General features: G+C 71.1%; 22 protein-coding genes. 12 read left to right on the forward strand and 10 right to left on the reverse strand.

The annotated features are described in order from the left end of the window. Positions 1-13: 13 nt before the first annotated feature. Positions 14-562, forward strand: coding sequence for a hypothetical protein (locus ABT340_RS23800; RefSeq protein ID WP_352013010.1), 549 nt, complete (start codon positions 14-16; stop codon positions 560-562). Between the two features lie 4 nt (positions 563-566). Here ABT340_RS23800 and ABT340_RS23805 read toward each other — a convergent pair whose 3' ends face one another. Continuing rightward, positions 567-1,196, reverse strand: a complete 630-nt coding sequence (locus ABT340_RS23805; RefSeq protein ID WP_352013011.1) for a TetR/AcrR family transcriptional regulator — start codon at positions 1,194-1,196, stop codon at positions 567-569. Between the two features lie 104 nt (positions 1,197-1,300). Between ABT340_RS23805 and ABT340_RS23810 the strand changes: the two genes are divergently transcribed. From ABT340_RS23810 to ABT340_RS23835, 6 genes are all read left to right on the forward strand, one after another. Continuing rightward, positions 1,301-3,520, forward strand: a complete 2,220-nt coding sequence (locus ABT340_RS23810) for an MMPL family transporter (RefSeq protein ID WP_352013012.1) — start codon at positions 1,301-1,303, stop codon at positions 3,518-3,520. 170 nt (positions 3,521-3,690) lie between these two features. Beyond that, positions 3,691-4,653: a LysR family transcriptional regulator gene (locus ABT340_RS23815; RefSeq protein WP_352013013.1), complete on the forward strand. Its 963-nt coding sequence runs from the start codon at positions 3,691-3,693 to the stop codon at positions 4,651-4,653. A gap of 169 nt (positions 4,654-4,822) precedes the next feature. Next, positions 4,823-6,547 (forward strand): M28 family peptidase, encoded by a 1,725-nt coding sequence (locus ABT340_RS23820; protein WP_352013014.1) that lies wholly within the window; start codon positions 4,823-4,825, stop codon positions 6,545-6,547. 334 nt (positions 6,548-6,881) lie between these two features. Further along, entirely contained in the window at positions 6,882-8,255 is a 1,374-nt protein-coding gene (locus ABT340_RS23825; RefSeq protein WP_352013015.1) for a hypothetical protein, read from the forward strand. Then, the gene (locus ABT340_RS23830) at positions 8,252-9,403 is read left to right on the forward strand and encodes an ARPP-2 domain-containing protein (RefSeq protein WP_352013016.1); all 1,152 of its coding nucleotides are present in this window, start codon (positions 8,252-8,254) and stop codon (positions 9,401-9,403) included. The genes ABT340_RS23825 and ABT340_RS23830 overlap by 4 nt, the downstream gene beginning before the upstream one ends. A 129-nt stretch (positions 9,404-9,532) precedes the next feature. Beyond that, on the forward strand, positions 9,533-11,086 hold the full coding sequence (locus ABT340_RS23835) for an MFS transporter (RefSeq protein WP_352013017.1): 1,554 nt from the start codon (positions 9,533-9,535) through the stop codon (positions 11,084-11,086). Positions 11,087-11,110: 24 nt separating this feature from the next. Here the strand turns inward: ABT340_RS23835 and ABT340_RS23840 are convergent, their stop codons facing one another. Beyond that, a complete protein-coding gene (locus tag ABT340_RS23840) occupies positions 11,111-12,259 on the reverse strand; it encodes an LLM class flavin-dependent oxidoreductase (protein ID WP_352013018.1) in 1,149 nt (382 codons plus the stop codon). Positions 12,260-12,421: 162 nt separating this feature from the next. On the opposite strand from ABT340_RS23840, the gene ABT340_RS23845 reads away from it, so the two are divergent. The 3 genes from ABT340_RS23845 (at position 12,422) to ABT340_RS23855 (ending at position 15,354) form a co-directional block, all read left to right on the forward strand. Further along, a complete protein-coding gene (locus tag ABT340_RS23845; RefSeq protein WP_352013019.1) occupies positions 12,422-12,904 on the forward strand; it encodes a cation:proton antiporter regulatory subunit in 483 nt (160 codons plus the stop codon). Positions 12,905-12,912: 8 nt separating this feature from the next. Continuing rightward, on the forward strand, positions 12,913-14,070 hold the full coding sequence (locus tag ABT340_RS23850) for a cation:proton antiporter (protein WP_352013020.1): 1,158 nt from the start codon (positions 12,913-12,915) through the stop codon (positions 14,068-14,070). A gap of 285 nt (positions 14,071-14,355) precedes the next feature. After that, the gene (locus tag ABT340_RS23855) at positions 14,356-15,354 is read left to right on the forward strand and encodes an alpha/beta fold hydrolase (protein WP_352013021.1); all 999 of its coding nucleotides are present in this window, start codon (positions 14,356-14,358) and stop codon (positions 15,352-15,354) included. 55 nt (positions 15,355-15,409) lie between these two features. Here the strand turns inward: ABT340_RS23855 and ABT340_RS23860 are convergent, their stop codons facing one another. The 4 genes from ABT340_RS23860 to ABT340_RS23875 are packed head-to-tail and all read right to left on the reverse strand — an operon-like array spanning position 15,410 to position 20,122. Then, positions 15,410-16,537: an LLM class flavin-dependent oxidoreductase gene (locus ABT340_RS23860; RefSeq protein WP_352013022.1), complete on the reverse strand. Its 1,128-nt coding sequence runs from the start codon at positions 16,535-16,537 to the stop codon at positions 15,410-15,412. Continuing rightward, positions 16,534-17,616, reverse strand: a complete 1,083-nt coding sequence (locus tag ABT340_RS23865; RefSeq protein WP_352013023.1) for an LLM class flavin-dependent oxidoreductase — start codon at positions 17,614-17,616, stop codon at positions 16,534-16,536. The genes ABT340_RS23860 and ABT340_RS23865 overlap by 4 nt, the downstream gene beginning before the upstream one ends. After that, positions 17,613-18,938 carry an NtaA/DmoA family FMN-dependent monooxygenase gene (locus tag ABT340_RS23870; RefSeq protein ID WP_352013024.1) on the reverse strand — a complete coding sequence of 442 codons (1,326 nt, stop codon included), beginning with the start codon at positions 18,936-18,938 and terminating at the stop codon, positions 17,613-17,615. Before ABT340_RS23870 ends, ABT340_RS23865 begins: the two co-directional genes overlap by 4 nt. After that, on the reverse strand, positions 18,935-20,122 hold the full coding sequence (locus ABT340_RS23875; RefSeq protein ID WP_352013025.1) for an LLM class flavin-dependent oxidoreductase: 1,188 nt from the start codon (positions 20,120-20,122) through the stop codon (positions 18,935-18,937). Before ABT340_RS23875 ends, ABT340_RS23870 begins: the two co-directional genes overlap by 4 nt. A gap of 131 nt (positions 20,123-20,253) precedes the next feature. Between ABT340_RS23875 and ABT340_RS23880 the strand changes: the two genes are divergently transcribed. Further along, positions 20,254-21,147: a serine hydrolase gene (locus ABT340_RS23880; protein WP_352013026.1), complete on the forward strand. Its 894-nt coding sequence runs from the start codon at positions 20,254-20,256 to the stop codon at positions 21,145-21,147. A gap of 57 nt (positions 21,148-21,204) precedes the next feature. On the opposite strand, the gene ABT340_RS23885 is transcribed toward ABT340_RS23880, so the two are convergent. Then, the gene (locus ABT340_RS23885; RefSeq protein WP_352013027.1) at positions 21,205-22,239 is read right to left on the reverse strand and encodes a sigma-70 family RNA polymerase sigma factor; all 1,035 of its coding nucleotides are present in this window, start codon (positions 22,237-22,239) and stop codon (positions 21,205-21,207) included. Between the two features lie 75 nt (positions 22,240-22,314). On the opposite strand from ABT340_RS23885, the gene ABT340_RS23890 reads away from it, so the two are divergent. Continuing rightward, positions 22,315-23,139, forward strand: coding sequence for an alpha/beta fold hydrolase (locus ABT340_RS23890; protein ID WP_352013028.1), 825 nt, complete (start codon positions 22,315-22,317; stop codon positions 23,137-23,139). A 55-nt stretch (positions 23,140-23,194) separates the two neighbouring features. Here the strand turns inward: ABT340_RS23890 and ABT340_RS23895 are convergent, their stop codons facing one another. The 3 genes from ABT340_RS23895 to ABT340_RS23905 form a co-directional block, all read right to left on the reverse strand. Next, the gene (locus ABT340_RS23895) at positions 23,195-23,644 is read right to left on the reverse strand and encodes a DoxX family protein (protein ID WP_352013029.1); all 450 of its coding nucleotides are present in this window, start codon (positions 23,642-23,644) and stop codon (positions 23,195-23,197) included. A 252-nt stretch (positions 23,645-23,896) separates the two neighbouring features. Beyond that, positions 23,897-25,231, reverse strand: coding sequence for a cation:dicarboxylate symporter family transporter (locus tag ABT340_RS23900; RefSeq protein ID WP_352013030.1), 1,335 nt, complete (start codon positions 25,229-25,231; stop codon positions 23,897-23,899). A 205-nt stretch (positions 25,232-25,436) separates the two neighbouring features. After that, positions 25,437-25,661 carry an HGxxPAAW family protein gene (locus ABT340_RS23905; RefSeq protein ID WP_352013031.1) on the reverse strand — a complete coding sequence of 75 codons (225 nt, stop codon included), beginning with the start codon at positions 25,659-25,661 and terminating at the stop codon, positions 25,437-25,439. Positions 25,662-25,682 lie beyond the last annotated feature (21 nt).

Below are 25,682 nucleotides of genomic sequence, written 5' to 3' on the forward strand. Positions count from 1 at the left end.
GAGTCACAAAATCATGAAAAAACACACCATGACCACGCTGTGGGACGAGATTCCGGACGACGCCGACGATCTCCTCGTGGTTCGTGGCGGGTTCAGACGCTACCTGTGCCTGTGCGGCAAACACCTGGCCGACCGCGACGCCGCCGAACTGCACGCCATGGAAACCAACCAGTGCACCACCTGCCTGGGCACCACGACCGAGCAGATCACCCCGAACTTCTCCCAGCCCTGCACCTCGTGCGCGGGAACCGGCAAACGCAAGGCGCAGCTCAGCTGGGAACTCGCCTACGCCGAGGCCGAAGCCGTGATCACCGTGGAGCTCGTCCGCAAGCTGATCACCCCGCTGACCGAGCCCTTCCGGCTCTCCCAGGTCGCGGACGCCGTACGCGCGACCCTCGAACTGCCCGTCGGCCGGCTGCCGGTCGGCCCCCGCGTCCGCGACGTCCTGCGCGGGCTTGAGGCCAACGGCGAACTCGTCCTGGTCTCCGCCCCCGACGAGCTCCTGCGCGGCACCACCGTCGTCCTCTACCGCGACCCCTACTGGCAGCACGCCACGGAGTGAGCGGTCACGGGCGCGCGACCAGCGACTCCAGGTAGCCGCACAGCGCCCGTTTCAGTTCCCCGGTCAGCGGGGGACGCTCGGCCGGGTCCGCCGAGGTGATCAGCGGGATCACCCCCTGCACGATGTGCACGCAGGTCAGCGCGGCACGGGCGCGCTCGGTGCCGTCCCGGTGCGGCGCCAGCTCCCCGATGATCTGCTCGACGCGTGCCCGCAACGCCGTCTGGAGCGGCGCGAGCGCGGCGGCCAGTTCGGGCGGCATGTCGGGGCGCGCGAACAGCGCCTTGAAGCCGGGGTGGGCGAGGTTGAAGGCCACGATCGGATCGACGGCCCGGTCGACCAGCTCCACGAGGCCGAGCCCCGCGGGGTCGGCGAGGTCGAGCGCGCCACGGTGAGCCCGTCCCAGCTCCAGGAGGTAGCCCTGGACGAGGGCCCGCGCGATGGCCTCCTTGTTGGTGAAGAACTGGTACAGCGAGCCCGGTGAGATCCCGGCCTCCGCCGCGATCTTGTTGGTGGTCGCGGCCTCGTACCCCAGCCGGGCGAACACCGTGGCCGCCGCGGCGAGGATCTCCGCCATGCGCCGTTCCCCGCGTGCCTGCCGTCTGCGCGGCCGTGGATCCTCCGTCGTCTCGGCCATCGGCCTCCTTTCTCTCGAACCCCGCTTGAAAAACACGAGCAATCACTCGTAATCTTCGCTTGATGCGAGCGACTACTCGTAAAAATACTTCAACGGGGGAATCCATGCTCAGCAGACTCGCCGGTCTCGTGACCAGGCGCCCGGCATGGCTGGTCGCGGCCGGGGTGATCGCCGCCGTCGTGGCGGCCCTCCTGGCCTCGGGGACCATGACACGGCTGTCCCTCAACCGGTTCGAGGCACCCGGCTCGGAGTCGGCGCGAGCCCGCGACGTCCTGGCCGAGCGCTTCGGAACCGGGGTGCCGAACGTCGCGCTCCTGGTGACCGCCCGCGAGGGCACCGTTGACGACCCCCGCGTCGCCGCGGCCGGTCGCGACCTCACCCGAAGGCTCGCCGCCCATCCCGGCGCCGGTGACGTCTGGTCGTACTGGACCACGGGCCAGGACACCCTGCGCAGCCGCGACGCCCGTGGCGCGCTCGTCCTCGCCTGGGTGCCCGGCAGCGCCGACCACGTGCGTCGTGACGTCCTGCCCGGCCTGGCGCGGGCCTTCACCGGCCCGTCCGGCCCGGTCAGGGTCGAGGTCGGCGGCGGCGACGAGGTGTTCCGCCAGGTGATGGAGGAGTCGCGGAGCGACTTCACCCGTGCCGAGCTGATCATCGTGCCGATGGTGCTGCTGGCGCTGTGGTGGGTCTACCGGCGCCTGGCCGCCGCGCTGCTCACCCTCGGCGCCGGGCTGCTCGCCGTGGCCGGATCGCTGGCGCTGCTGCGCGGGGTGCTCGGCTTCGCCGAGGTCTCCACCTTCGCCGCCAACGTCTGCCTGGTCATGGGCATGGGCCTGGGCGTCGACTACGGCCTGTTCATGATCTTCCGGTTCCGGGAGGAGCGGCTCGGCGGCGCGCCGGTCCGCGCCGCCGTCGCCACGACCGTGCGCACCGCGGGCCGTACGGTGCTGTTCAGCGGCCTGACCGTCGCGGCCTCCCTGGCGGTGCTGCTGGTCTTCCCCTTTCCCTTCCTCGCCTCCTTCGGCTACGCCGGGATCGCGGTCGTCCTCGCCGCCGTGGCCGCCGCGCTGGTCGTGCTGCCCGCCGCGCTCGTCCTGCTCGGCTCCCGTGTCGAGCGCCGCCGACCGGCGCCCTCTTCCTCCTCCCTCTGGTACGGCGCCGTGCTGGCGGTGACCCGGCGCCCCCTGATCTCCGGCGGCGCCGCGCTGCTCGTCCTCGGCCTGCTCGGCGCGCCGTTCCTCGGCCTGCGCTTCGGAGCGCCCGACGACCGGGTACTGCCCGCCTCGGCCCCGGCGCGCCTGCTGTACGACCAGGTCCGCACGGGGTTCGCCGCCGAGGACGCCGACGCCCTGCGGGTCGTCGCCCCCACCGGCGACGCCGCGGCGGCCGGGCCGTACGCCGCGGCCCTGTCCCGGCTTGAGGGCGTGGTGCGCGTCGACTCGGCCGCCGGGACCTTCGGCGGCGGGCGCAGGACCGGTGACCCCGCCCCGGCGCGGTTCACCGCGCACGACGGCCGTGGCGGAACCTGGCTTTCCGTCGTGCCCTCCTCCGCGCGGCTGGAGTCCGGCGCGGGCGACCTGATTCGGGCCGTACGCGCGGTGCCCGCGCCCTTCGAGGTGCTCGTCGGCGGCTCACCCGCCGAGATGACCGACTACCACGACGGCGTCGCGGGCCGTCTTCCGCTGGTCGCGGCGCTGATCGTGCTGGTGACCCTCGTCGTGCTCTTCCTGATGACCGGCAGCGTCGTCGCCCCGCTGAAGACCTCGCTGCTCAACCTGGTGAGCCTGTCGGTGATGTTCGGCGCACTGGTGTGGGTCTTCCAGGACGGCCACCTGGCGGGCCCGCTCGCCTTCACCCCGACCGGTTCGATCGAGCCGAGCATCCCCATCCTGATGTTCTGCGTCGCCTACGGCCTGTCGATGGACTACGAGATCCTCCTGCTGGCCCGGATCAAGGAGGAGCACGAGCGCACCGGTGACCCGCGCGGCTCGGTCGTGGCCGGTGTCTCCCGCGGCGCCCCGCTGGTGACCGCGGCCGCGGTGATCCTCGCGTTGTCGTTCGCCACCTACGCGACGAGCGGGGTCGTCTTCCTCAAGGAACTCGGCATCGGCATGGCGCTGACCGTCGCGGTCGACGCCACGGTGATCCGCGCGGTTCTGGTGCCCGCCCTGATGCGGCTGACGGGAAGAGCCAACTGGTGGGCGCCCGCGCCTCTTCGCCGCCTGCACCGTAGGATCGGCCTCACCGAGACGCCCGTCCCCCATCCGGTCCCATCCGTCCCCGGGGCGGGGTCCAACGCCGTTCACCAGCCTGACAGGCTGTGAAAATGTCCCTTTTGTTCCTTACAGGGACTCCATATCGAGCCGTCATATGCGATTTGGTATGCGGCCCCCCGACGCCACACGCTGCACAGACGCCGATATACGGCCCACGAAAACGGCGCGCAACAAAGTTGGGCCTTACCGGAAAGGTTCTTTACTATTAACCTTCCGGTGTGGACCTAGAAGTGCGTCATTTACGGGCGATCTGTGCGATCGCCGACTCGGGCAGCATTTCCAAGGCGGCGGCAGCCCTCAAGATGTCGCAGCCTGCGCTCGCCACACAGCTGCGACGCATCGAACGCATGTTCGGTGGACCGCTGTTCGAGCGGGGCCGGGAAGGAGCACGGCCCACACAGCTCGGCATGTGGGTGCTGGTCCGTTCACGCTCCCTGCTGCCGGCCTTCGACGAGCTCCGGCGTGACGGCATGCGCTACGCCGAACAGGCCGCGGAGAAGCTCAAAATCCGAGTGGGCTGTATGTCCAGCCATCTCGCGATAAATGTCATCAAGTGCCTCCATGAACTGCTGGCCGGAGCGGACATCACCGTCCGCACCGAGGAGGCCATGGACCTGCTGCCCGGACTGCTGGAGTCCGAGCGGCTCGAACTCGCCACGCTCGGGGACTATCCGGGGCACGAGCTCACCCCGCCCCCGGGAGTGGTGTACGCGGGTGTCGCCGTCGAGCCGATCTTCGTCGGCCTGGCCGCCACCCACCCGCTCGCCCAGCGGGAGGAGGTGGAGTTGCGCGATCTGGCCTGCGAGGACTGGACCCTGCACGCGCTGGCCGAATCCGGTCACAGGGAGCACTTCTGGGCGGCCTGCGCCCGGCAGGGCTTCGCACCGAAGATCGCCTACTCCGCCGACCTCAGCCTCGCCATCGACCTGATCGCCGCGGGACGCTGTGTGGGCATGTTCCAGGCGACCAGCAAGGGCTATCCGGGTATCGTCATCCGGCCGCTCGCCGGAACCCCGCTGCGGTTCCGGCACATGATCGGCTGGACCGAACACGGCCCCATCGCCAGGCACGGGCCCGACCTGGTTCAGGCGGTGACCAAGACCTACTGGTCCGAGGTACGGCGCGCACCGGTCTATGCCTCCTGGCTGAGGCGCCACGTGCCGCTTTCTCCGCCGGTCTAGACGACCATATCCCTTTCCTGCCAGGTTTGGCCGACCATATCTCCAAGTTATCCACATTCGTGGGGTACTCCACCCGGTCCCCGGAGTGTGAGCTTTGGTCCAGCCCAAACCGTCAGGGCTCCTTGCATCCCTCAAACCCCCCAAGGGACACCGAGAGGAGTCACCCCGCGTGAATCCCAAGGTCAAGTTAGGCGCGGTCGCCGTACTGGCCGCCGTCGCCATGGCCGCATCGTCCGTGGCGAGCGCCACAACCGCCGTCGCGGCCCCCGCGGCGGGCAACAGCGCCGCACTCGCGGCACCTGATCTGTCCGTGAGCAACATCCAGGCGCACCTGCAGCAGTTCCAGTCGATCGCCAACAGCAACGGCGGAAACCGCTCGTCCGGTTCCTCCGGCTACACGGCGTCGCTGAACTACGTGAAGAACAAGCTGGAGGCGGTGGGTTACACCACGCAGACCCAGAGCTTCAGCTACAACGGCCGGACCCACTACAACCTGATCGCCAACTGGCCGTCCGGTCCCGCCAGCCCCACCCTCATGCTGGGCAGCCACCTGGACAGCGTGACCGCCGGACCCGGCATCAACGACAACGGCTCCGGCTCGGCCACCCTGCTTGAACTGGCCCTGAACGTGGCCAGCCTCAAGCCCAACCTCAACAAGCACCTGCGCCTGGCCTGGTGGGGTGCCGAGGAGCTCGGCCTGGTCGGCTCCAGGTACTACGTGCAGAACACCGGCACGAGTGGGGTGGACACCTACCTCAACTTCGACATGACCGCCTCGCCCAACCCGGGCTACTTCGTCTACGACGACGTGCCGGCGATCCAGAAGGTCTTCAACGACTTCTACGCCAGCAAGAACATCCAGACCGAGATCGAGACCGAGGGCGACGGCCGCAGCGACCACACCGCCTTCAAGAACGCGGGCGTGAAGGTCGGCGGTGTCTTCACCGGCGCCGAGACCCGCAAGTCCTCGGCACAGGCGGCCAAGTGGGGCGGCCAGGCGGGCCAGCCCTTCGACCGCTGCTACCACTCCTCCTGCGACACCACCAGCAACATCAACGTGACCGCGCTGGACGTCAACGCCGACGCGATCGCGAACGCCGTGTGGAAGCTGGGCGTCAGCGACGCTCCCTCCAACGACTACTCGCTGTCGGTCAGCCCCTCCTCGGCCACCGTGCAGGCGGGTTCCTCGACCACGGCGACGCTGAGCACCCAGCTCGTCTCCGGCAACTCGCAGTCGGTCTCGCTGAGCGCCTCCGGCGCCCCCGCGGGCACCACCGTGTCCTTCAGCCCGTCCACGGTCTCCGTGCCCGGTAACTCGACGGTCACCATCTCCACCTCCCCCTCGACCCCGTCGGGCACCTACACCATCACCCTGAACGGCAACGCGGCCAGCGGCGCCAAGTCGGCCACCTTCAGGCTCACGGTCGGCGGCCAGCCTCCGACGGACGACTACTCGATCTCGGTCAACCCGAGCTCGCTGACCGTCCAGCCCGGCGCCTCGGCCTCGACGACGCTGAACACCCAGCTCGTCTCCGGCAACTCGCAGTCGGTCTCGCTGAGCGCCTCCGGCGCCCCCGCGGGCACCACCGTGTCCTTCAGCCCGTCCACGGTCTCCGTGCCCGGCAGCTCGACGGTCAACGTGGCCACCTCGTCCACGACCCCGACCGGCACCTACACCATCACGATCACCGGCAGCGGGAACGTGACCCACACGGCCACCATCTCCCTGACCGTGAACGGCGGCCAGAGTGGCACCGAGTGGGCGGCCTGGAAGACCTACGCGACCGGTGACGTCGTCACCTACGGCGGCTCCAGCTACCGCTGCATCCAGGGACACACGGCCTACCCCGGCTGGGAGCCGCCGAACGTCCCCGCTCTCTGGCAGAAGATCTGAGCAGAGGATCCGAACCGGCTGAAAGGTTCTGATCGATCCACCGGAACCAACCAGGAAACCGGGTGACAGTACGGCGGGCGGCCACAACCGCCCGCCGTATCTGTGTCCGGAGATGCCCTGAAAAATGAGCTGATAGATCGTTAATTACGCTGTTACGCTTCCAGCGCCGGCCGTGGGACTCCGGCGCGACTTCCGGAACCCGCATTTGAAGCGATGATTCGCAGTTCGCGCCCTCATTCCCCGGCCGGCCTCGGCATCGGACCCGGAGGCGACGATCGACACCCACGTCGAAACCAGCGCGGACCTGATCGCCGCCGACGACGTCCTGCTGTTCGTGAACGCGGCGATCACCTCGACCGGCCAGCGTGAGTTCCACTCCGGCGCGGAGGAACAGAGCCTCTCGCTCGACTTCCTGCACCGTTACCTGCTGGGCAACTACCGCGATCTGTACACCGCCACCCTCGCCCTGGACGTCAACGACCACAACGCCGTGATGATCGCAAAAAACCTGCTGACCACGGCGGCGGAGGCGGATCCGGAACAGCGCCGCGCAGAGGGACGGCTGATCGCCCGGCGGCTGGCCCTGCTGCCGCCGCCCCGGGTCTACGGGCTGTTCCGCGCGCTGCGCCGCGCCAAGGTCAACAACCGGCGCACCAGGGCGATCATGCGGGACTGGCTGGCCGCCCGCCCCGACCCCGCGTTCGACGCGGTGAAGTACCGCGGCGCCGTCAAGGACGTGGTCCGGCACGCCCACCTGCGGCCGGAGGGGGAGCTGGGACCGTTCCTGTTCACCCCGCGCAGGAGGGCCGCCTACGCGACGCCGATCCTGGAGACGTGGCGCAGGGCCCACTACGAGCAGGCCGCGCTGTACGGGCTGCCCTACACGGTGGCGGAGGGGTTCGCGGCGAAACACCGCATCCCGCGCGCCACCTTCCTTGAGCGCATCGCGCCCCGGCTCACCCGGCTGGAGCGCCTGCGGCTTCAGGAGTCGGCACGCGGCCTGGGAGCCGAGGCGGTGCGGGCCGACCTGACCACGATGCCGCTGACCCGGCTGGCGTCGTACGTGCTCTCCCTCTCCCTGGACGAGCGCGCGCGCCGCCGTACCGAGCTGACCGGGGCACTGCGCGCGGCGGCCCGCCGGGCCGCGGGCGGGCAGGCCGGGAGCTGGGGGACGGTGGCCGCCGTCCTCGACGACAGCTTCTCCACCTACGGGTCGGGTCACAAGCGCCGGCGTCCGCTCGCCGTCGCGCTCGCCTGTCACTTCCTGCTGGAGGCGCTGGCCCGCGAGTACACGCCGCTGTGGCTCTCCGGCCGCCAGGACGCGCTGCTCGTCCATCCGCACGGGGCCACGCCCCTCGGCGAGCGCGTCCTCGACGGCCTCGAACTCCGGCCGGAACGCCTCATCGTCGTCTCCGACGGATGGGACAACTCACCGCCGGGACTCGCGGAGGAGGTGCTGCGGATCTGGCGCACCCGGCTCGACCCGCATCACACCTGCGCCGTCACGCATCTCAACCCGGTCTACGACGCCGCCGACTTCGACGTGCGGCGGCTGGCGCCGACCGTCCCGACCGCCGGAATCCGCGACGCCGAGAACCTCCTCGCCCTGGTGGAACTGGCCCAGTTCGCGGACGGACGCACCGGGCTCCCCGAGCTGCGCGCCCACCTGGCACGCCGTGTCGAAGGCTTCCTCCTGGGGGACACATGACGGCTCTCACCCTCACCGGGTTGTCCACCCGCCCCGCGCAGGTCTGGGGCGGCGTACGGCTCGTCCCGCTGGTCCGTCAGGAGCCGATCGAGGACCTGCGGCTGTCCGCCCAGATATACGAGGAGGAGTTCGGCCTCGTCGAGGTGACCCCGCGGGCCGCGTACCTCTCCTACATCCCGCACGGGTTCGTGGCGGACTGGACGCGCGACGGCTCCCCCGCCGCGGCGTACGGCACCCAGCTGCGGGGACCGGCGGAGCGCGACCACGTGCCCAGCGGGATGCCGCTGCACTTCCACCGCCGCATGGCCCGCAGGACCGGCAGGAACCGGCTGCGCTTCCTGCCCCTGCACCTGGCGCTTGAGGGCTACCTGTCGCTGCACTTCGGCGGGCCGGAGATCGCGTGGGAGGAGTGGTCGCGCCGCGCGATCGACCAGGGGCTCTCCCCGCGCGTCGAGGAGAGCTACTCCGGCGCCGAGGTCAGGGGCCTGCGGGACGCCCTGCGCATCTTCGAGATCCACCCCGGCCAGTGCGGCGTCCTGGTCTACGTCGCCGACGCCCTCGCCTCCGCGTTCGTGGTGCCGCACCCCGACGACTACCGCGCCCTGCACACCACCCTCCTGCACGACCTGTACGGCGAGCTGATCCACCACTACGCGATGTACAGCGTGGCGGTGCCCGACTTCCGCGCCCGCATCGTGGACGCGCAGGTCGGCTCCCTCGCCGACCTGCGGGCGCGGGCCCGTGAGCGGCAGGAGGAGTGGGCGTCCTTCCACGACGGGGTCATGGCGAACGGGCTGCTGCGGACGGACCACACCTACCAGCGCGTCTACGAGATGGACGGCTACCTCCTGTCCCGCTTCCTGCCGTCCTTCGAGCGGCGGCAGGAGAACCACATCGGAGAGCTCATCACCGACGGCGCGGGCCGGCTCGCCTACCTCAAGACGTTCCGCCTGTCGGAGAACCAGGTCCGGCGCGGTCATCTGCTGACCCGGCTGGCCGCCTGCGGCTGGAACCTGGCCGAGACCGCGGCCGCGCTCGGCATGACCGAGCACGAACTCGCCCTGCGCATCGAGGGCGCGGGTTTCGGCCATCTCCTCCGCCAGGACATCCTCGACCGTTACCGGGCCCAGGCACGCCGGGCGCGGTAGCGGGTTGGCCCACCCGAAAAGGGTAGGTATGTCGCACTAAGTGGGGAAAGTCCATCACGGTAGGCCAAGAACCAAGGCGGTCATGATGCTCCGCAGCAGAACTCCCGCGCCGGGCCGGGACAGGGGCGTATGAGCGCCAAGGCCCGGTCCGGCGGGACACCGGCCACCCGGTGGCGGGAGGAGGAGGCCGACCCGCGCCGTTGGAAGGCGCTGACCGTCTGCCTGGTCTCCGGGTTCATGACCCTGCTCGACGTCAGCATCGTCAACGTCGCGCTGCCCGCGATCCGCACGGGCCTCGGCGCGCCGCAGAGCGACCTGCAGTGGGTGGTCTCCGGGTACGCGCTCACCTTCGGCCTGGTGCTGGTGCCCGCTGGGCGATTCGGCGACATGCGCGGCAGGCGCAACGTCTTCGTCTTCGGCGTCGCCCTGTTCACCCTGGCCAGCGCGGCGGCCGGCATCGCCAGGACCTCGACCTGGCTGGTCCTGGCCAGGCTCGTGCAGGGGGTGGCGGGCGGCATCGTCAACCCGCAGGTCAGCGGGCTGATCCAGCAACTGTTCCGAGGAGCCGAGCGGGGCAGGGCGTTCGGCATGCTCGGCGCGACCATCGGCATCTCGACCGCGGTCGGCCCGCTGCTGGGCGGGTTGCTCATCCGCCTGGGCGGCGAACACGACGGCTGGCGCCTCGTCTTCTACGTCAACGTGCCGATCGGCCTGCTCGCCATCGCCCTGGCCTACCGCTACATCCCGCGCCGCCCGCCGGAGAGACGTTCGCGCAAGAGCATGGACCCCGTCGGGGTGCTGCTGCTGGCCGCCGGGCTCGTGCTCATCCTGCTGCCGCTCGTGGAGGGCCAGCAGTGGCGGGGCGCGGGCAGGTGGCTGCTGCCCGTGGCCGGACTGGCGACGATCGGGCTCTTCGCCCTCTGGGAGCGCCGGTACGGGCGGAGCCGCGAACCGATGGTCAACCTGTCGCTGTTCGGCAGACGGTCCTACACCTTCGGCGCCCTGATCGCGGCGCTCTACTTCGCCGGGTTCACCTCGATCTTCTTCATCCTCACCATCTACCTGCAGAACGGGCTCGGGTACTCCCCGCTTGAGGCGGGCCTGGCCAGCACCTCGTTCGCCGCGGGCTCGGCGATCGCCTCCATGCTGGGGGGACGGGTCACCGTCAGGTTCGGCAGGCCGCTGGTGGTCGCGGGGCTGGTGATGGTGGTGATCGGGCTGGCCGTCACCGAGCTGGCCGTACGGCTGAACGCCGGGCCCGGGGTCGCCTGGGCGATCGCGGCGCCGCTGCTGCTGGCGGGGCTGGGCAGCGGGCTGGTGATCTCACCGAACCAGACGCTCACCCTGGCCCAGGTCCCGGTCGCCGAGGCGGGCACCGCGGGCGGGGTGCTGCAGACCGGCCAGCGGATCGGCACGGCCCTGGGCATCGCGGCGATCGGTTCGGTGTTCTTCGCCGTGACCGCCTCCTCACACGGCGACCACGCCACGGCGTTCAGGACGGCGCTGCTGGTCACCATCGGCTTCGTGCTGGCCGCGCTGGTGGTCGCGGTCGCCGACGTGCTCGCCGACCGCAGGTCACGCCCTCCGGGGCGGCCGTCACCGCGGGCCTCGTCGCGGGGCCGGCAGGGGGCACGCTCCGGGACACGGCGGACACGGCCCTCCGCGAGCCGCCCACGGCGGTGAGGCCGAGTGCCGTGAGGCGGGGTGTCACAGGGCGGGGACGCGGGCGCGGCGGGCCGGGGCCGCCGTCAGGTCGTCCAGGGCCGGGCGCAGCCGGGGGAGCACCCCCTCGCCGAACCAGTAGGCCTCCTCCAGGTGCGGATAGCCGGACAGCACGAACTCCTCGACGCCCAGCGCCGCGTACTCCTCGATCCGTTCGGCCACCTGGGCGTGGCTGCCGACCAGTGCCGTCCCCGCGCCTCCCCTGACCAGGCCGACCCCGGCCCACAGGTTGGGATGGATCTCCAGGTCGCGGGCCGTACCTCCGGCGAAGCCCTCGTGCAGGGCGAGCATCCGCTGCTGACCGACCGACTCGCTGCGGCCGAGCGCCCGCCTGGCGGCCCTGATGTCCTCCGGGTCGAGCGCGGCCAGCAACCGCTCGGCCTCCGCCCAGGCCTCCCGCTCGGTGTCCCTGGTGATCACGTGCAGCCGTACGCCGAACCTGAGCGTGCGCCCCCGCTCCTCGGCGAGCCCGCGGATCCACTCGATCTTCCCCGCCACCTGGTCCGGCGGCTCACCCCAGGTCAGGTAGACGTCCACGTGCCCGGCCGCGACGGGCCCCGCCGCCGCCGAAGAACCGCCGAAGTAGATCTCCGGGACCGGGTCGGGCACCTCGGCGACGGTCGCCCCCTCGACCTGATAGTGCCTGCCCGCGAAGTCGTACGGCGTGCCGCTCCATGCCCCGCGCACGACCGAGAGGAACTCGCCGGTGCGCTCGTAGCGCTCGTCCTTCGGCAGGTGGTCGCCGAACCTGACCTGTTCCGCCGACTCTCCCCCGGTCACCACGTTGAGCAGCAGCCTGCCACGGGACAGGCGCTGGTAGGTCGCGGCCATCTGCGCGGCCAGTGTGGGCGACAGCAGGCCGGGACGGAAGGCGACCAGGAACTTCAGCCGTTCGGTCTCCCGGGTCAGCGCGGCCGTGACCAGCCAGGCGTCCTCGCACCAGGAACCGGTCGGGGTCAGTACGGCCTCGAACCCGAGCTGTTCCGCCGAGCGGGCGATCTGGGCGAGGTACTCGATGTCCGGCGGGCGGAAGGCCGCGCTCTCCGGGCGGCCGTGGCCTCTGCCGAGACCGTGCCCGCCGCCGGTGAGGACCCGGCTGTCGCCCGCGGTCGGCAGGAACCAGTGGAACTTCACGGGGTCTCCTCCACGGTCACGCAGGCGGGGTTTCGCCCATCGTCGGCCATATAACCCACAAAGTCAATCGGTAATAGGGGTTATGCGTGGAACCGGAGCCGATGTCGTTCGTTGATAGGTTCAGGATTTCGTCGATTTACGCGAAAGTGGAGGAAGGGCACAGTGGACGTCGAACAGACGGCGCTGCCGGGGATAGGGCTACGGCACGAGTTCACCACACGGGCAGGCCGGCGCATCGGAGTCGTCTCCCACCGCACGGGCCGCCGCGACCTGGTGATCTACGACCCCGCCGATCCGGACCGGGCCTGCGAGACCGTGAAGCTGAACGACGAGGAGGCCGACGCGCTGGTCGAGTTGCTCGGCGCCCCGCGCATCGTGCAGCGCCTCAACGCCCTGCACCGGGAGGTCGAGGGCCTGGTCAGCCTGCAGCTGCCGATCTCGCCGGGCACGCCGTACGCGGGAAGGCCGATGGGCGACGCCCGGGTCCGCACCCGCACCGGCGCGTCCATCGTCGCCGTGGTCCGCGCGGGCCAGGTGTTCGCCAGCCCCGGCCCCGACTTCACGCTCGACGGCGGGGACGTGGTGGTCGTGGTCGGCAGCCCGGAGAGCACGTCCGCGGTCTCCGAGATCCTGGCCCACGGTTAGGGCAGCGGGTGCACACAGCGATCCTTCTGCTCGAGCTCGGCGCCGTCCTGCTCGGACTGGGCGTCCTGGGCGCGCTGGCACTGCGTGTCGGCATCTCTCCCATCCCCCTGTACCTGCTGGCCGGTCTCGCCTTCGGCACCGGCGGCATCATCCCCCTGGCGACCAGCGAGGAGTTCATCTCCGTCGGCGCGGAGCTGGGCGTCATCCTCCTGTTGCTCACCCTCGGCCTGGAGTACAACGCCGACGAACTCGTGACCAGCCTGAAAGGCAACGCGCGCGCCGGGTTCGTCGACCTGGCGCTCAACGCGGCGCCCGGCGCTATCGCGGCGCTGCTGCTCGGCTGGGGCCCGGTCGCCGCCGTGGCGATGGCCGGGGTCACCTACGCCACCTCCTCGGGCATCACCGCCAAGGTCCTTTCCGACCTGGGATGGATCGGCAACAGGGAGACGCCGGTGGTGCTCTCCCTGCTGGTGTTCGAGGACCTGACCATGGCGATCTACCTGCCGGTCCTCACCGCGCTGCTGGCCGGGCTGAGCTTCATCGGCGGCGCGGTCACCGTGGCGATCGCGCTCGGCACGGTGAGCGTCGTACTGCTGATCGCGCTGCGCTTCGGCCGGTTCATCGAGAGCTTCGTGGCCAGCCCCAACTCGGAGGTGCTGCTGCTGAAGGTGGTCGGGCTGGCACTGCTGGTCGCCGGGGTCGCCCAGCAGCTGCAGGTCTCCGCCGCCGTCGGCGCCTTCCTGGTCGGCATCGCGCTCTCCGGGAAGCTGGCCGAGGACACCCACGCGCTGCTGACACCGCTGCGCGACCTGTTCGCCGCGGTGTTCTTCGTCTTCTTCGGCCTGCAGACCGACCCGACCAAGATCGCCCCGGTCGCCGGGCTGGCCGCGCTGCTCGCCCTGGTCAGCATGGTCACCAAGCTGCTCACCGGCGCGTACGCCGCCCGCAGGGCCGGGATCGCCAAGGCGGGCCAGGCCCGGGCGGGCATCGCGCTCATCCCGAGAGGCGAGTTCAACATCGTGATCGCCGGACTCGCCGTCGCGGCCGGGGTGCACCCCGACCTCGGCCCGCTGGCCGCCGCCTACGTCCTCATCCTCGCCGCGTTCGGCCCGCTGGCCGCTCGCCTGGTCCAGCCCCTCATCACCGCCGTCGCCAGCCGCACCTGACCCTGGAACCCTGAAACCTTGAAACAGGGTACGGCGACGCCACACGGCGCGGCCGTACCCTGTTTCATTCGTCACGAAATTCCACCCGGCACCCCTGTTATCAGGATTTAAGGATAAATGGCAGCATTTATCCGGGTATCACCCTTAAATGGGTAGGACAATACCCCGGATTAGGGGGTGTTCTTCTCGGCCGAATACGAGATGATCTGCCCAAGCGTTCAGCGGAACCGAAAGGTCCGCCTGAATCGGGGATTCATCGAACGGCCGAGGAGAGGATTTCCCGAGGTGTCGCTAGGAAGACGCAACGCGATGGCGCTGGGTGCCGGGGCGATCGCACTGGCCGCGACGGGCGGCGCCGTGCCCCCGGCGTCCGCGGCGGAGACCGGGCAGGCGGAGCGGGGACCGGCGGTCCCCTCGGACGCGGAGCTGGCGCGTTCCCTGCCCGGCGGCTTCACCAGCCGGCACGCCGAGGTGAACGGCGTCCGGCTGCACTACGTGTCAGGAGGCAGCGGGGAGCCGCTGGTCCTGCTGCCCGGCTGGCCGCAGACCTGGTGGGAGTATCGCAAGGTCATGCCCGCGCTCGCCGCCCGCTACCGGGTCATCGTCGTGGACCTGCGCGGCATGGGGGGCTCCGGCAAACCCGCCTCCGGATACGACAAGAAGACCATGGCACGGGACGTGCGCGAGCTGGTGCGCGCGCTCGGCCACGACAGGGTGAACATCGCCGGGCACGACGTCGGCGCCATGATCGCCTTCAGCTTCGCCGTGAACCACCCCGAGGCGACCCGGAGACTGGCGCTGCTCGACGTCACCCACCCCGACGACTCCTACTACGAGTTCCGCATGCTGCCCCAGCCGGGGCAGGCCTTCTTTCCCTGGTGGTTCGCGTTCAACCAGGTTCAGGGACTGCCCGAGCAGCTCGTCTCCGGCAGGTCCCGATATCTCGTCGACTGGATATTCGACCACCTCCTGGTGGACAAGTCGGCGATCGGCGACCGTGACCGCGCCGTGTACGCCAAGGCCTATTCCTCTCCCGACGCCGTTCGCGGCGGAAACAGCTGGTATCAGGCGTTCGGCCAGGACATCGAGGACCATCGGACGTACGGGAAGGTGACGGCGCCGACGCTCGGGCTGGCGCACAGCGCCTTCCACCCCCACATGAACCAGGTGCTGCCCACCCAGGCCACCGACGTCCGCGTCGCCGAGCTGACCGGGACGGGCCACTACTTCGTCGAGGAACGGCCCGCCGCGGTCATCGGACACCTGACGGGCTTCTTCGGCTGAGGCCGGGCGGCGGGCTCCCCGCCGGTTCCCTCGCGGACCCGGCGGGGTCGCACCGTCAGCCGCCGGACGCCGCCCACTCCTCGGCCAGGAGCTCGTAGGAACGCACCCGGTCGGCGTGGTCGTGGGTGATGGTGGTCACGAGCAGTTCGTCGGCGCCGGTGACGTCGCGCAGGACACGCAGCCGCTCGGCGACGGTCCGCGGCGAGCCGACGAACTGCGTCGTGACCCGGTCCGCGACCAGGGCGCGGTCCTCCTGCGTCCACTCGTGGGCCGCGGCCTGCTCGGGCGTCGGGAACGGCATCGCCCCGTCGCCCCTGCGGATGCCGCGCACCCACAGCCCGTACGGCGAGGCCAGCTCACGGGCCGTCTCGTCGTCCTCGGCGACGACCACGTCCGCGGAGACGACCAGACGCGGCGCGGGCAGGGCCCGGGACGGTTTGAACGCCTCCCGGTAGGCCTGCACCGCCTCCAGCACGTTGGACGGGCTGACGTGGTAGTTGGCCGCGAACGGCAGACCCCTTTCCCCGGCGACCTGGGCGCTCTGGCCGCCGCTGCTGCCCAGGATCCACAGCTCGACCCCCGCCCCCTCCCCCGGTACGGCGTGCGCGGCCAGGCCGTCCTCCGAGCGGTAGGTCCCGGCGATGAGGGCCGCGATGTCGTCCACCTGGTCGGCGAAGTCCGGGCTCCGCGCCCCCGGCTGCTGCAGCAGCGAGGACTGCAGCGCGAAGACCGGGGAGGTGGCCAGGGCCGCGAAGGAGAACGGTTCCGGGATGAGCAGCCCGTCCACGAGGCGGGCAGGCCGCGGCGGGGCGGGCGGCCTGCCCGCCTCGGCCAGGAGTTCTGTCCTGCGCTGCCCGGAACGGCCGAGTCCGAGGTCGATCCGGCCCGGGTACAGCGCGTCGATCAGGCCGAACTGCTCGACCACGGCCAGCGCCGTCTGGTGACCGAGCTGCACGGCCCCTGAGCCGACCCTGATCGTGCTGGTCGCCGCGGCCACCAGGGCGATGAGCACGGCGGGCGCCGCGCTTGCCACTCCCGGGGCGAAGTGGTGCTCGGCCAGCCAGTAACGCCGGTAGCCGAACTCCTCGGCGCGCCTGGCCAGGTCCACGGTGTTGCGGAGGGCGTCGGCGACCGTGCCTCCTGAGGTGACGGGGGACAGGTCGAGGATGGACAGCGAGGTCATGACTGCCTTTCGTGCCGGCTCTCGTGCTGGTTCTCGTGCCCGGGGAAGGGCCTGCTGGGGATCTCCCTGCGCAGCACGGGGGCCACGTCGCTCTGGAAGAGCTCAAGGCTGGCCCGGTGCTGTTCATCCGTCAGACCGTCGGCGTCGGCGGACAGGTGCATGACCTCGTGCCCGAGCCGTTCGTGGTAGCGGTGGACCTTGTCGATGATCTGCTGGGGGCTGCCGACCAGGATGGAGCTGCGCTCCACGGCGTCCTCGATCGTGTGGAAGACCGGGTCGACCCCGGCCTTCTCGAACAGGGCCAGCCTGGCGTCGAAGATCGGCCGGTAGGTCTCGACCGCCTCCTGGGAGTTCTTCGCCACGTAGAGACCCGCGCTGCCCGCCCCGACGAGGGCGTCGGCGGGGTCGTGGCCGTGGAACTCCCACCGCTCCCGGTAGTGGCGGACCAGTTCGGCGTACGGCTCGACGGGGTTGGTGACGTTGGCGGAGAAGAGCGGGTCACCGTACAGGGCGGCCAGCTCGACCGACTCCTTGCTGGTCGCGCTGCCGTGCCAGACGCGGATGGGCCGTTGCAGCGGGCGCGGCCACGTCTCGGCCTCCTCCAGCGGCGGCCGGAAGGTGCCCGACCAGGTCACCTTGTCCTCCCGCCACAGGCGGCGGAACAGCTCGTAGCCCTCGCGGTTGCGTTCCCACTGGTCCTCGGGGGTGACGTGGAAGAGCTTGGCCTGCGCGGCGCCGTTCCCCTTGCCGATGATCAGTTCGAGGCGCCCGTCCGACAGGTGGTCGAGCGTCGAGTAGTCCTCGAAGGCCCTGACCGGGTCGAGCAGGCTCAGCGTGGTGACCGCGGTGAACAGCCTGATCCTGGACGTCCGCGCGGCGATGTGGCTCAGCACGACCGGCGGGGAGGAGGAGATGAACGGGCGCTCGTGCCGTTCGCCGACGCCGAAGCCGTCGAAACCGAGTTCCTCGGCCAGGACGGCGTTGTCCACGACCTCACGCAGGCGCGCGTTGGTCGGCTTCAGCTCACCGGTGACCGGGTGGGGGCCGTGGACGATCAGCGTGATGGCGAGGAACCTCACGCTCCGCCCTCCAGCCCGAGGTGCCCGCGCAGGGTGGTCGTGCCGTACTCGGTACGCAGCACGCCGCGTTCCTGCAGCAACGGGACGACCTCGTCGACGAAGCCGTCCAGCCCGGTCGGCGTGAGGTGCGGCACCAGGATGAAGCCGTCGGCGGCGTCCTGCTGCACGAACGCGTTGATCTGCTCGGCGACCGTGGCGGGCGAGCCGATGAAGGACTGCCTGCCGGTGACCTCGATGATCAGGTCGCGGATGCCGAGCCGTTTCTCCTCGGCCAGTGCACGCCACCGCGCGGCCGTCTCCAGCGGGTCCCTGGTCAGCCGGGTGCGGCCCCTGCTGATGGTCTCCTCGGAGACGAGCGGGTCGATCTCCGGCAGCGGCCCCTCCGGGTCGTACGACGACAGGTCGCGGTTCCAGACCTGTTCCAGCAGCAGGATCGCGGTCTGCGGGCTGACCTGCTGGCGCCGGATGTGGTCGGCGTTCTCCTGGGCCTCGGCGTCGGTGTCGCCGAGCGCGAACGTGACCCCCGGCAGGACCTTCAGCGAGTCGGGCGACCTGCCGTTGGCGACGACCCTGGCCTTGACGTCACGGTAGAAGGCCTTGCCGTCCTCAAGGGTGCCGTGCCTGGAGAAGATGGCGTCGGCGTGGGCGGCGGCGAACTCCCTGCCCTCGCCGGAGTCCCCCGCCTGGATGGTCAGCGGGTGCCCCTGCGGGGCGCGCGGCACGTTGAACCGGCCCTCGATGTCGAAGAACTCGCCGTGGTGGGCGAACTCGCCCGCGTTCGCCGAGGAGAAGAACCCGGTCGCGGGGTCGGCGACGAGGTCCTCGGCCGTCCAGGAGTCCCACAGCTCGCGCACGGTCCGCACGAACTCCGCGGCCCGCGCGTAGCGCTCGGAGTGGTCCAGGTAACCACCCCTGCGGAAGTTCTCCCCCGTGAAGGCGTCGGAGGAGGTGACCACGTTCCACGCGGCCCTTCCGCCGGACAGGTGGTCGAGGGTGGCGAGCTTTCGGGCGAGTTCGTAGGGCTCGTTGAAGGTGGCGTTGATCGTCCCGGCCAGGCCCAGGTGGTCGGTGACCGCGGCCAGACCGGCGAGCACGGTGAGCGAGTCGGGACGGCCGACCACGTCGAGGTCGTGGATCCTGCCGCGCTGCTCGCGCAGCCGCTGGCCGTCGGCGAGGAAGAAGAAGTCGAACCGGCCGCGCTCGGCGGTACGCGCGAGATGGACGAAGGAGGAGAAGTCGATCTGACTGCCCGCCGCTGGATCGCTCCAGACCGTCTGGTTGTTCACCCCCGGGAAGTGGGCGGCGAGGATGACCTGCTTCATCGGCTGCTCCCTGCGTAGCGGCTGGCGGGACGGTCGAGCCCGAGGTGACCGCGGAGCGTGGCCGCCTCGTACCCGTCGCGGAACGCGCCGCGGCGGCGCAGTTCCGGCACCAGGGCGCGGGTGATCGCGTTCAGGTCCGTCGGCAGTACGGCGGGGCGCAGCCGGTAGCCCTCAAGGCCGGCCTCGCGCCAGTCGAGCAGGAGGTCGGCGAGTTGCTCCGGGGTTCCGGCGAAGATCGCGGCGTCCGAGACGTACTCGGAGCCGTCGAGCTCGTCCAGCCTGGCCCTGCGGTCCTTGGCCGCCTGGGGGGTCTCGCCCAGGAAGACGACCAGGTCGGCGAAGACCTTCGGCTGGACGCCGCCGATCTCGCGGATCTCCGCCACGATGGCGCGCGCCTGGTCGCCGTCGTGCGGCGTGATGTACTCGACGTCCACCCCGCGCGCGGCGAACTCGTACGGCAGCCGCGAGTGGGCCAGCGCGGTGACCGGCGGCTGTCCCTGCGGCGGTCGCGGGACGATCGAGGGTCCCCTGACGCTGAAGTGGGGCCCCTCGTAGTCGACGTAGTGGAGCTTGTCGCGGTCGACGAAGCGGCCGGTCCCGACGTCGCGGATCACCGCGTCGTCCTCCCAGCTGTCCCAGAGGCGGCGCACGACCTCCACGACGTCCCCGGCCTCGCCGAACAGCTCGTGGTAGATGGCGTGGTCCTCAAGCGCGACGGCCTGCGCGGGCCCGAGCTCCGGGACGTCGCGGCGGCCGAAGTGGGCGGCCTCGGTGCGCCTGCCCGACAGCTGCACCCGCCATCCGGCCCTGCCGCCGCTGACGTAATCGAGGGTGGCCAGGGAACTGGCGACGTGGAAGGGCTCGGTGTGGGTGGTCGTGGCCGTGGGCACCAGCCCGATGCTCCGACTCAGCGGGGCGATCCGCGACGCCAGCAGGACGGCGTCGAAACGGCCCCGCACCTGGTCGGTACGGCCGTCGGGGCCGTCGAGGCGGGTGGTCTGCAGGGCGAGGGTGTCCTCGATGGTGACGAAGTCGAGTAGTCCTCGTTCGGCTTCGGCCACGAGTCCGGCCCAGTAGGCGGCGGTGAACAGTTCTTTCGGAGAGGCGGCTGGATCGCGCCAGGCCGCCGGATGCCATCCCGCGCCGTCCAGCGCGACGGCGAGATGGAGATGATCTGCCGACATGTCATGACGATAACACCAAAACCAGTAATTCCTACAGGTTTAGTTGTATTTAGGGTGGGAGATAACCCGCCAGGCCGGCGAGGTCTCCCGAGACCGCCCGGGAAGAGCGGTGATCTGGTAGGCATGTGCGGGTGAGACGCCCCCTGACGATCGTCGCGACCGCCCTGCTCCTGCTGAGCCTCGCCTCCCCCGCCTCGGCGGCACCCGCCCAGCCGGACGTGCCGGCCGGGGTGCGCGCCGGCTACGTCGTCCTCGACCGGAAGACAGGCCGCGTCACCGTCCAGCACGACGCGCACCGGAGGTTCCGCTCCGCGTCGGTGGTGAAGATCCTGATCGCGATCGACTATCTGGAGTCGCACCGCGACGTCCCCCGGCGCGACCTCGCGCTGCTGGGCAGGATGCTGCGGGTCAGCGACGACGCCGCGGCCACCTCCTTCTGGACCAGGGGCGGCCGGGGCCGGATCGTCGAGCGGACGGCGCGCAGGCTCGGGCTGACCGACACCGCTCCCCCGCCCGCCGACAAGCCGGGGTTCTGGGGCTACACCTCGCTCAGCGCGATGGACGTCGTCCGCGCCTACCGCTATCTCCTCGACCGCGCCGCCCCGAGGGTCCGAGACATCGTCCTCGGGCACCTGCGCGCCGCCGAGCAGTGCGGCTCCGACGGCTTCGACCAGTACTTCGGCATCCCCCGCGCGGTGCCCCGGCCCTGGGCGGTCAAGCAGGGCTGGTCGGGGTACGGCTCGACGCCCCCGGTCCGGTGCGCCAAGACCGCCCCCGCCTCGGGCGGTGCCGTACCCGCCACCTGGAGGACCGCCTCGCTCCCTGCCCGTCCCGCGGCCGTCACGGTTCCCGACCTGGGGCATCCGGTGCTGCACACCACCGGTCTCGTCGGCCCGGAGGAGCGCTGGATCATGGTGCTGCTCACCGCCCACCCCTCGACGGCCACCTGGAGCCGCTCGACCGCGCAGACCACCACCCTGGCCAGGCGGATCTACCTCGCCGGGGCCAGGACCGGAGCCAGGTGAGGCCGCGGGCCGGATGAGACGGCGGGGCCACGGTGCGGCCGTGCCCTGCCGGGCGGGTCAGGGCAGTGAGGCGGGCAGTCCGAACCTCCCGAGGTGGCCTGGGCCGACGAAGGAGGTGATCTCCTCGATCCGGTCGTCACGCAGGGTCAGCACGTCGATCGACCAGCCGAGGTGTGCCCCCGCCTCCTCGTCCCACAGGTAACCGGCCACACCGAGCTGGCCGTTCGCCCCGACCGGCAGATGCCGCCAGCTTCCGCACGAGGTCAGCGGCAGCCGCACGGCGAAGTCCATGACGGCCTCGACGCCTCGGTACCAGTGCGCCATGGGCGGCATCGACCAGGTGACGTCCTCGGTGAGCAACGCGACCAGGGCGTCGGCGTCACCGCGTTCCAGCGCGGCGGAGTATCCCGCGACGATCTCCCGCACCCGGGCGTCGCCGATCCGGCGCAGCGTCCGCTGCTGGGTGACGGCGGGGACCCGCTCCGCGACGACCCGGCGGGCCCGCGCCAGGGCGGAGTTCACCGAGGCGGCGGAGGTGTTCATCGTCTCGGCGATCTCGGCGGCGGAGAATCCGAGCACCTCGAACAGCAGCAGCGCCGCCCGCTGGTTGCCCGGCAGGTGCTGCAGGGCGGCGACGAAGGCGAGTTCGACGGCCTCGCGCCGCTCGTAACGCCCGGCGGGCTCCTCGGGGAGGTCCGCGTCGGGGTAGGGGCCGAGCCAGGCGATGTCGGTGCGCGGGACGTCCCCGGTGACGGCCCGATCGCTCGACGGGCCGAGGTCGACGGGCAGGGCCCGCCTGCCACGGGCCTCGACGATGTCCAGGCAGGTCCGGGTGGCCACGGTGTAGAGCCAGGAGCGCAGCGAACCACGTCCCTCGAAGCGCGCCAGCCCCCGCCAGGCGCGCAGCAGGGCGTCCTGGAGCGCGTCGTCGGCGTCGTGGGAGGAACCGAGCATCCGGTAGCAGTGCGCGTGCAGCTCACCGCGCAACGGCCGTACGAGGCGGGTGAACGCGGCGTCGTCTCCACCGCGCGCCCGCGCCAGGTCGGGGTCGCCGGTGGATGTCTCCTTTTGTCCGGAAAAAACTTCCCTCACAGACGACGATTCTGCCCCACCGCCGGAGTCTCCTTCTTCGACCGAAAACCTCAGGCCCGCATCACGGGAGATCCGATGAACCGCACGACGACCATCACCACCGGGACCCTCAGGGTCTCCGACGCCACGCTGCACTACGAGGTACGGGGCGAGGGGCCCCTGGTGGCGCTTGTCGGCGCCCCGATGGACGCCACGTTCTTCGCGCCGCTGGCGGACCTGCTCGCCGCCGACCACACCGTGCTCACCACCGACCCCCGGGGGCTCAACCGCAGTGTCCTGGACACCCCCGAGCAGGACTCGACCCCCGGGCTGCGCGCCGACGACCTCTCCCTGCTCCTGGAGCACCTCGGCCGGGGCCCGGCCGCGGTCTTCGGTTCGAGCGGCGGCGCCGTCACCGCGCTGGCGCTCGCCGTCGCCCACCCCGAGCGGGCGCACACCGTGATCGCGCACGAGGCCCCTCTGAACCACGTGCTCGACGACCCCGCCGGGCGGGACGCCGCGGTCGAGGACATCATCGCCACCTACGCCTCGGGCGACGTCGGGGGAGCCTGGGTCAAGTTCCTGGTCAACGCCAACATCCCGCCGGCCCCTGATGAGGAGTCCGGCGCGCCCGCCGAGCGCGACCCGCGGCAGGTGGCCGACGAGCGTTTCTGGTTCCTGCACGAGATGCGGGAGACCACCCGCTGGCGGCCCGACATCGCGGCCCTGCGCGACGGGCCGGTCCGCGTCGTGGTCGGCGTCGGGCAGGACTCGGCGGGTCAGTTCTGCGACCTCACCTCGGCCGCGCTCGCCACGGCGCTCGGCACGGAGCCGACGGTCTTCCCCGGTGGCCACATCGCCTTCGTCGACGACCCGGCGGGGTTCGCCCCCCGGCTGCGTGAGGTCCTGAACGGAGGCTGAGACGGGAGCGCGGCGGTTTCCCGGGAACGCGGGCCCCGGGAAACCGCCGGTCGGCTCAGAGGGTCGTCAGCGGGTTCTCCGACGGTTCCGCCGGGCGCGCGTCCCCACGGTCCCTGACCCGGGTGCGGGCCGAGACGGTTTCGAGCGCCCACGCCCCCGGCCCCACGATCGCGATCAGCAGGAACGCCCAGGCGTAGAGGGCCGACAGCTCACCGCCGTTCTGGATCGGCCACAGGGCCTGCGGCTGGTGGACGACGAAGTACGCGTAGGCCATCTCCCCCGAACAGATCAACGCCGCGATCCGGGTGCCGAGCCCGGCCATGACGAGAACCCCTCCGACGAGTTCGACGACACCCGCGTACCACCCAGGCCATGAGCCGAAGGGCAGCGCCCCACCGCCGAGAACCCCGAAGAGCTTGGCGGCCCCGTTGCAGGTGAAGAGCAGTCCGACGACAAGACGGAACAGGGCGAAGACGTACGGCCTGGCCGATTCGATGAACTTCACGGCCCCTCCTCTTCTTCCACCCCGCGCCGGGGCACGGGGCGGAACGGAAACGACGACACCGATGGGCGCCGGAGGGTACGCCCGGCCCGGCCGTCCTCTCCCCACGGTTCTCCCAGGCCGGTACGGCAGGCGGGACAGGACGGTCCGGCAGGTCTTCTGCTCATGATCCCCGACCCATGCCATAAAAACACCCCATTTCGGACATATCACCTATAAAGGACGTGGGGTGGATGGTGAATTGTCCGTGTGGGATCAGCCCACTCTGTCGTCGCGCTCCAGCGCCTCGTGCCCCGTGGACACATCCTCCGGCCGGGCGGGGGCCCGATCACCGGCCTCGTCGAACGGCGCGCCCCCGGACAGCACCAGCGCGGCGCGCGCCCTGTCGAATCCTCCGGTCCACGCCCCCACCAGGACGGCGGCCACCGCGTTGCCCGTGAAGTTGGTCAGCGCGCGGGCCTCCGACATGAAACGGTCGACGCCGACGAGCAGCCCGACCCCGTCGGCCAGGTCGGGACGGTGCGCCCGCAGCCCGCCCGCGAGGGTCGCCAGGCCCGCCCCGGTGACCCCGGCCGCCCCCTTGGAGGCCACGAGCATGAACACCAGCAGCGACACCTGCTCCCCCGCAGGAAGGGAGACGCCGGTGGCGCCCGCGACGAACAGGGTGGCCATCGTCAGATAGACGGCCGTGCCGTCCAGGTTGAACGAGTAACCGGTCGGCACCGTGACCCCGGCCACGGCGCGGCTCACCCCGAGGTGCTCCAGCTTGGCGATCAGGCGGGGCAGCGCGGTCTCCGAGGAGGAGGTGGACAGCACCAGCAGCAGTTCCCCGCCGAGATAGCGCAGCAGCGACAGCAGGCCGATCCTGGTGACCAGCCACAGCAGCGGCCCCAGTACGGCCAGCACGAAAAGCAGGCAGGTCGCGTAGAAGCAGGCGACCACGGCGGCGAGACTCCCGAGCGCGGCCACGCCGGTCGCGCCGACGACGGCGGCCGTCGCGCCGAGGGCCCCGGCGGGGGCGGCCCACATGATCATGGAGAGGACGCGCAGCACGAGCGCGTGCAGGTGCCCGGCGGCGGCCAGCGGTACCGCCCCGCGCTCTCCCATGGCCTGCAGGGCGAAACCGGTGAGCAGCGCGACCAGCAGGACCTGCAGCACCCGCCCCTCGGTGAACGCGGAGACCGGGGTGTCCGGGATGATCCCGAGCAGGAAGGTCGTCAGGTCCTCCGCCTCCGTCGCGGGCGCGGCGGCCGGGTGCGCTCCCCCGGCCAGGCGCAGGCCCCGGCCCGGGTTGACCAGGTTGCCCGCGGCCAGCCCGAAGGCCAGCGCGACAACCGACATGACGAGGAAGTAGGCGAGCGCCAGGCCGCCGATCCGGCCGACCCTGGCGGTACCCGCGACCGACCCCACACCGAGCACGACGCCGAGGAACACGACGGGGCCGATCATCATCTTGACCAGCGCGACGAAGGCGGTGCCCAGCGGGGCGAGCGCCCTGGCCGTCTCCGGGGCCACCAGCCCCACGACGGCGCCGGCGGCCGTCGCCAGGAGAACGGCGGCGTAAAGGTGACGGGTCCGATCGCGCGACATGGGCGCCCTGCCTCCGGTTACCTCGGCGGAAACTCCAGCCGGGTAACCATGAGAGCGCATCCGGTGACCGTCGGTCACCGTTACGCGTTTTCCCACCCGTCTTGCGTCCCGCCGCACGGCCGTACGGCGAGGTCGTGGGACGCCGGGTCCGAGCCCTCCCCTTCCGCCGAGAACGCTCCGCGGAGGGGGTGAACCGGTGTCTCGATCAGCTGTGGTTGTCCTGGGACACCCGAGGGGCGTCGATGATCACGTCGGAGAAGATGTCGACCACCAGGGCGATCACGCCGCCGACCGCGATGATCCCGGCGCCCACCCAGAACAGGGTCCAGTTGGGGCCCAGGCACAGGGCCACACCGCCGACGGTGAACCCGATCAGAATGACGATCACCGCAAGCCAAGACTTGGGGCTTCCTCCGTGGCTTCCAGCCATGAGCCTTTCTCCTGTTCCTCT

This window comes from Streptosporangium sp. NPDC000239 (genome assembly GCF_040300765.1).
GTDB lineage: Bacteria > Actinomycetota > Actinomycetes > Streptosporangiales > Streptosporangiaceae > Streptosporangium.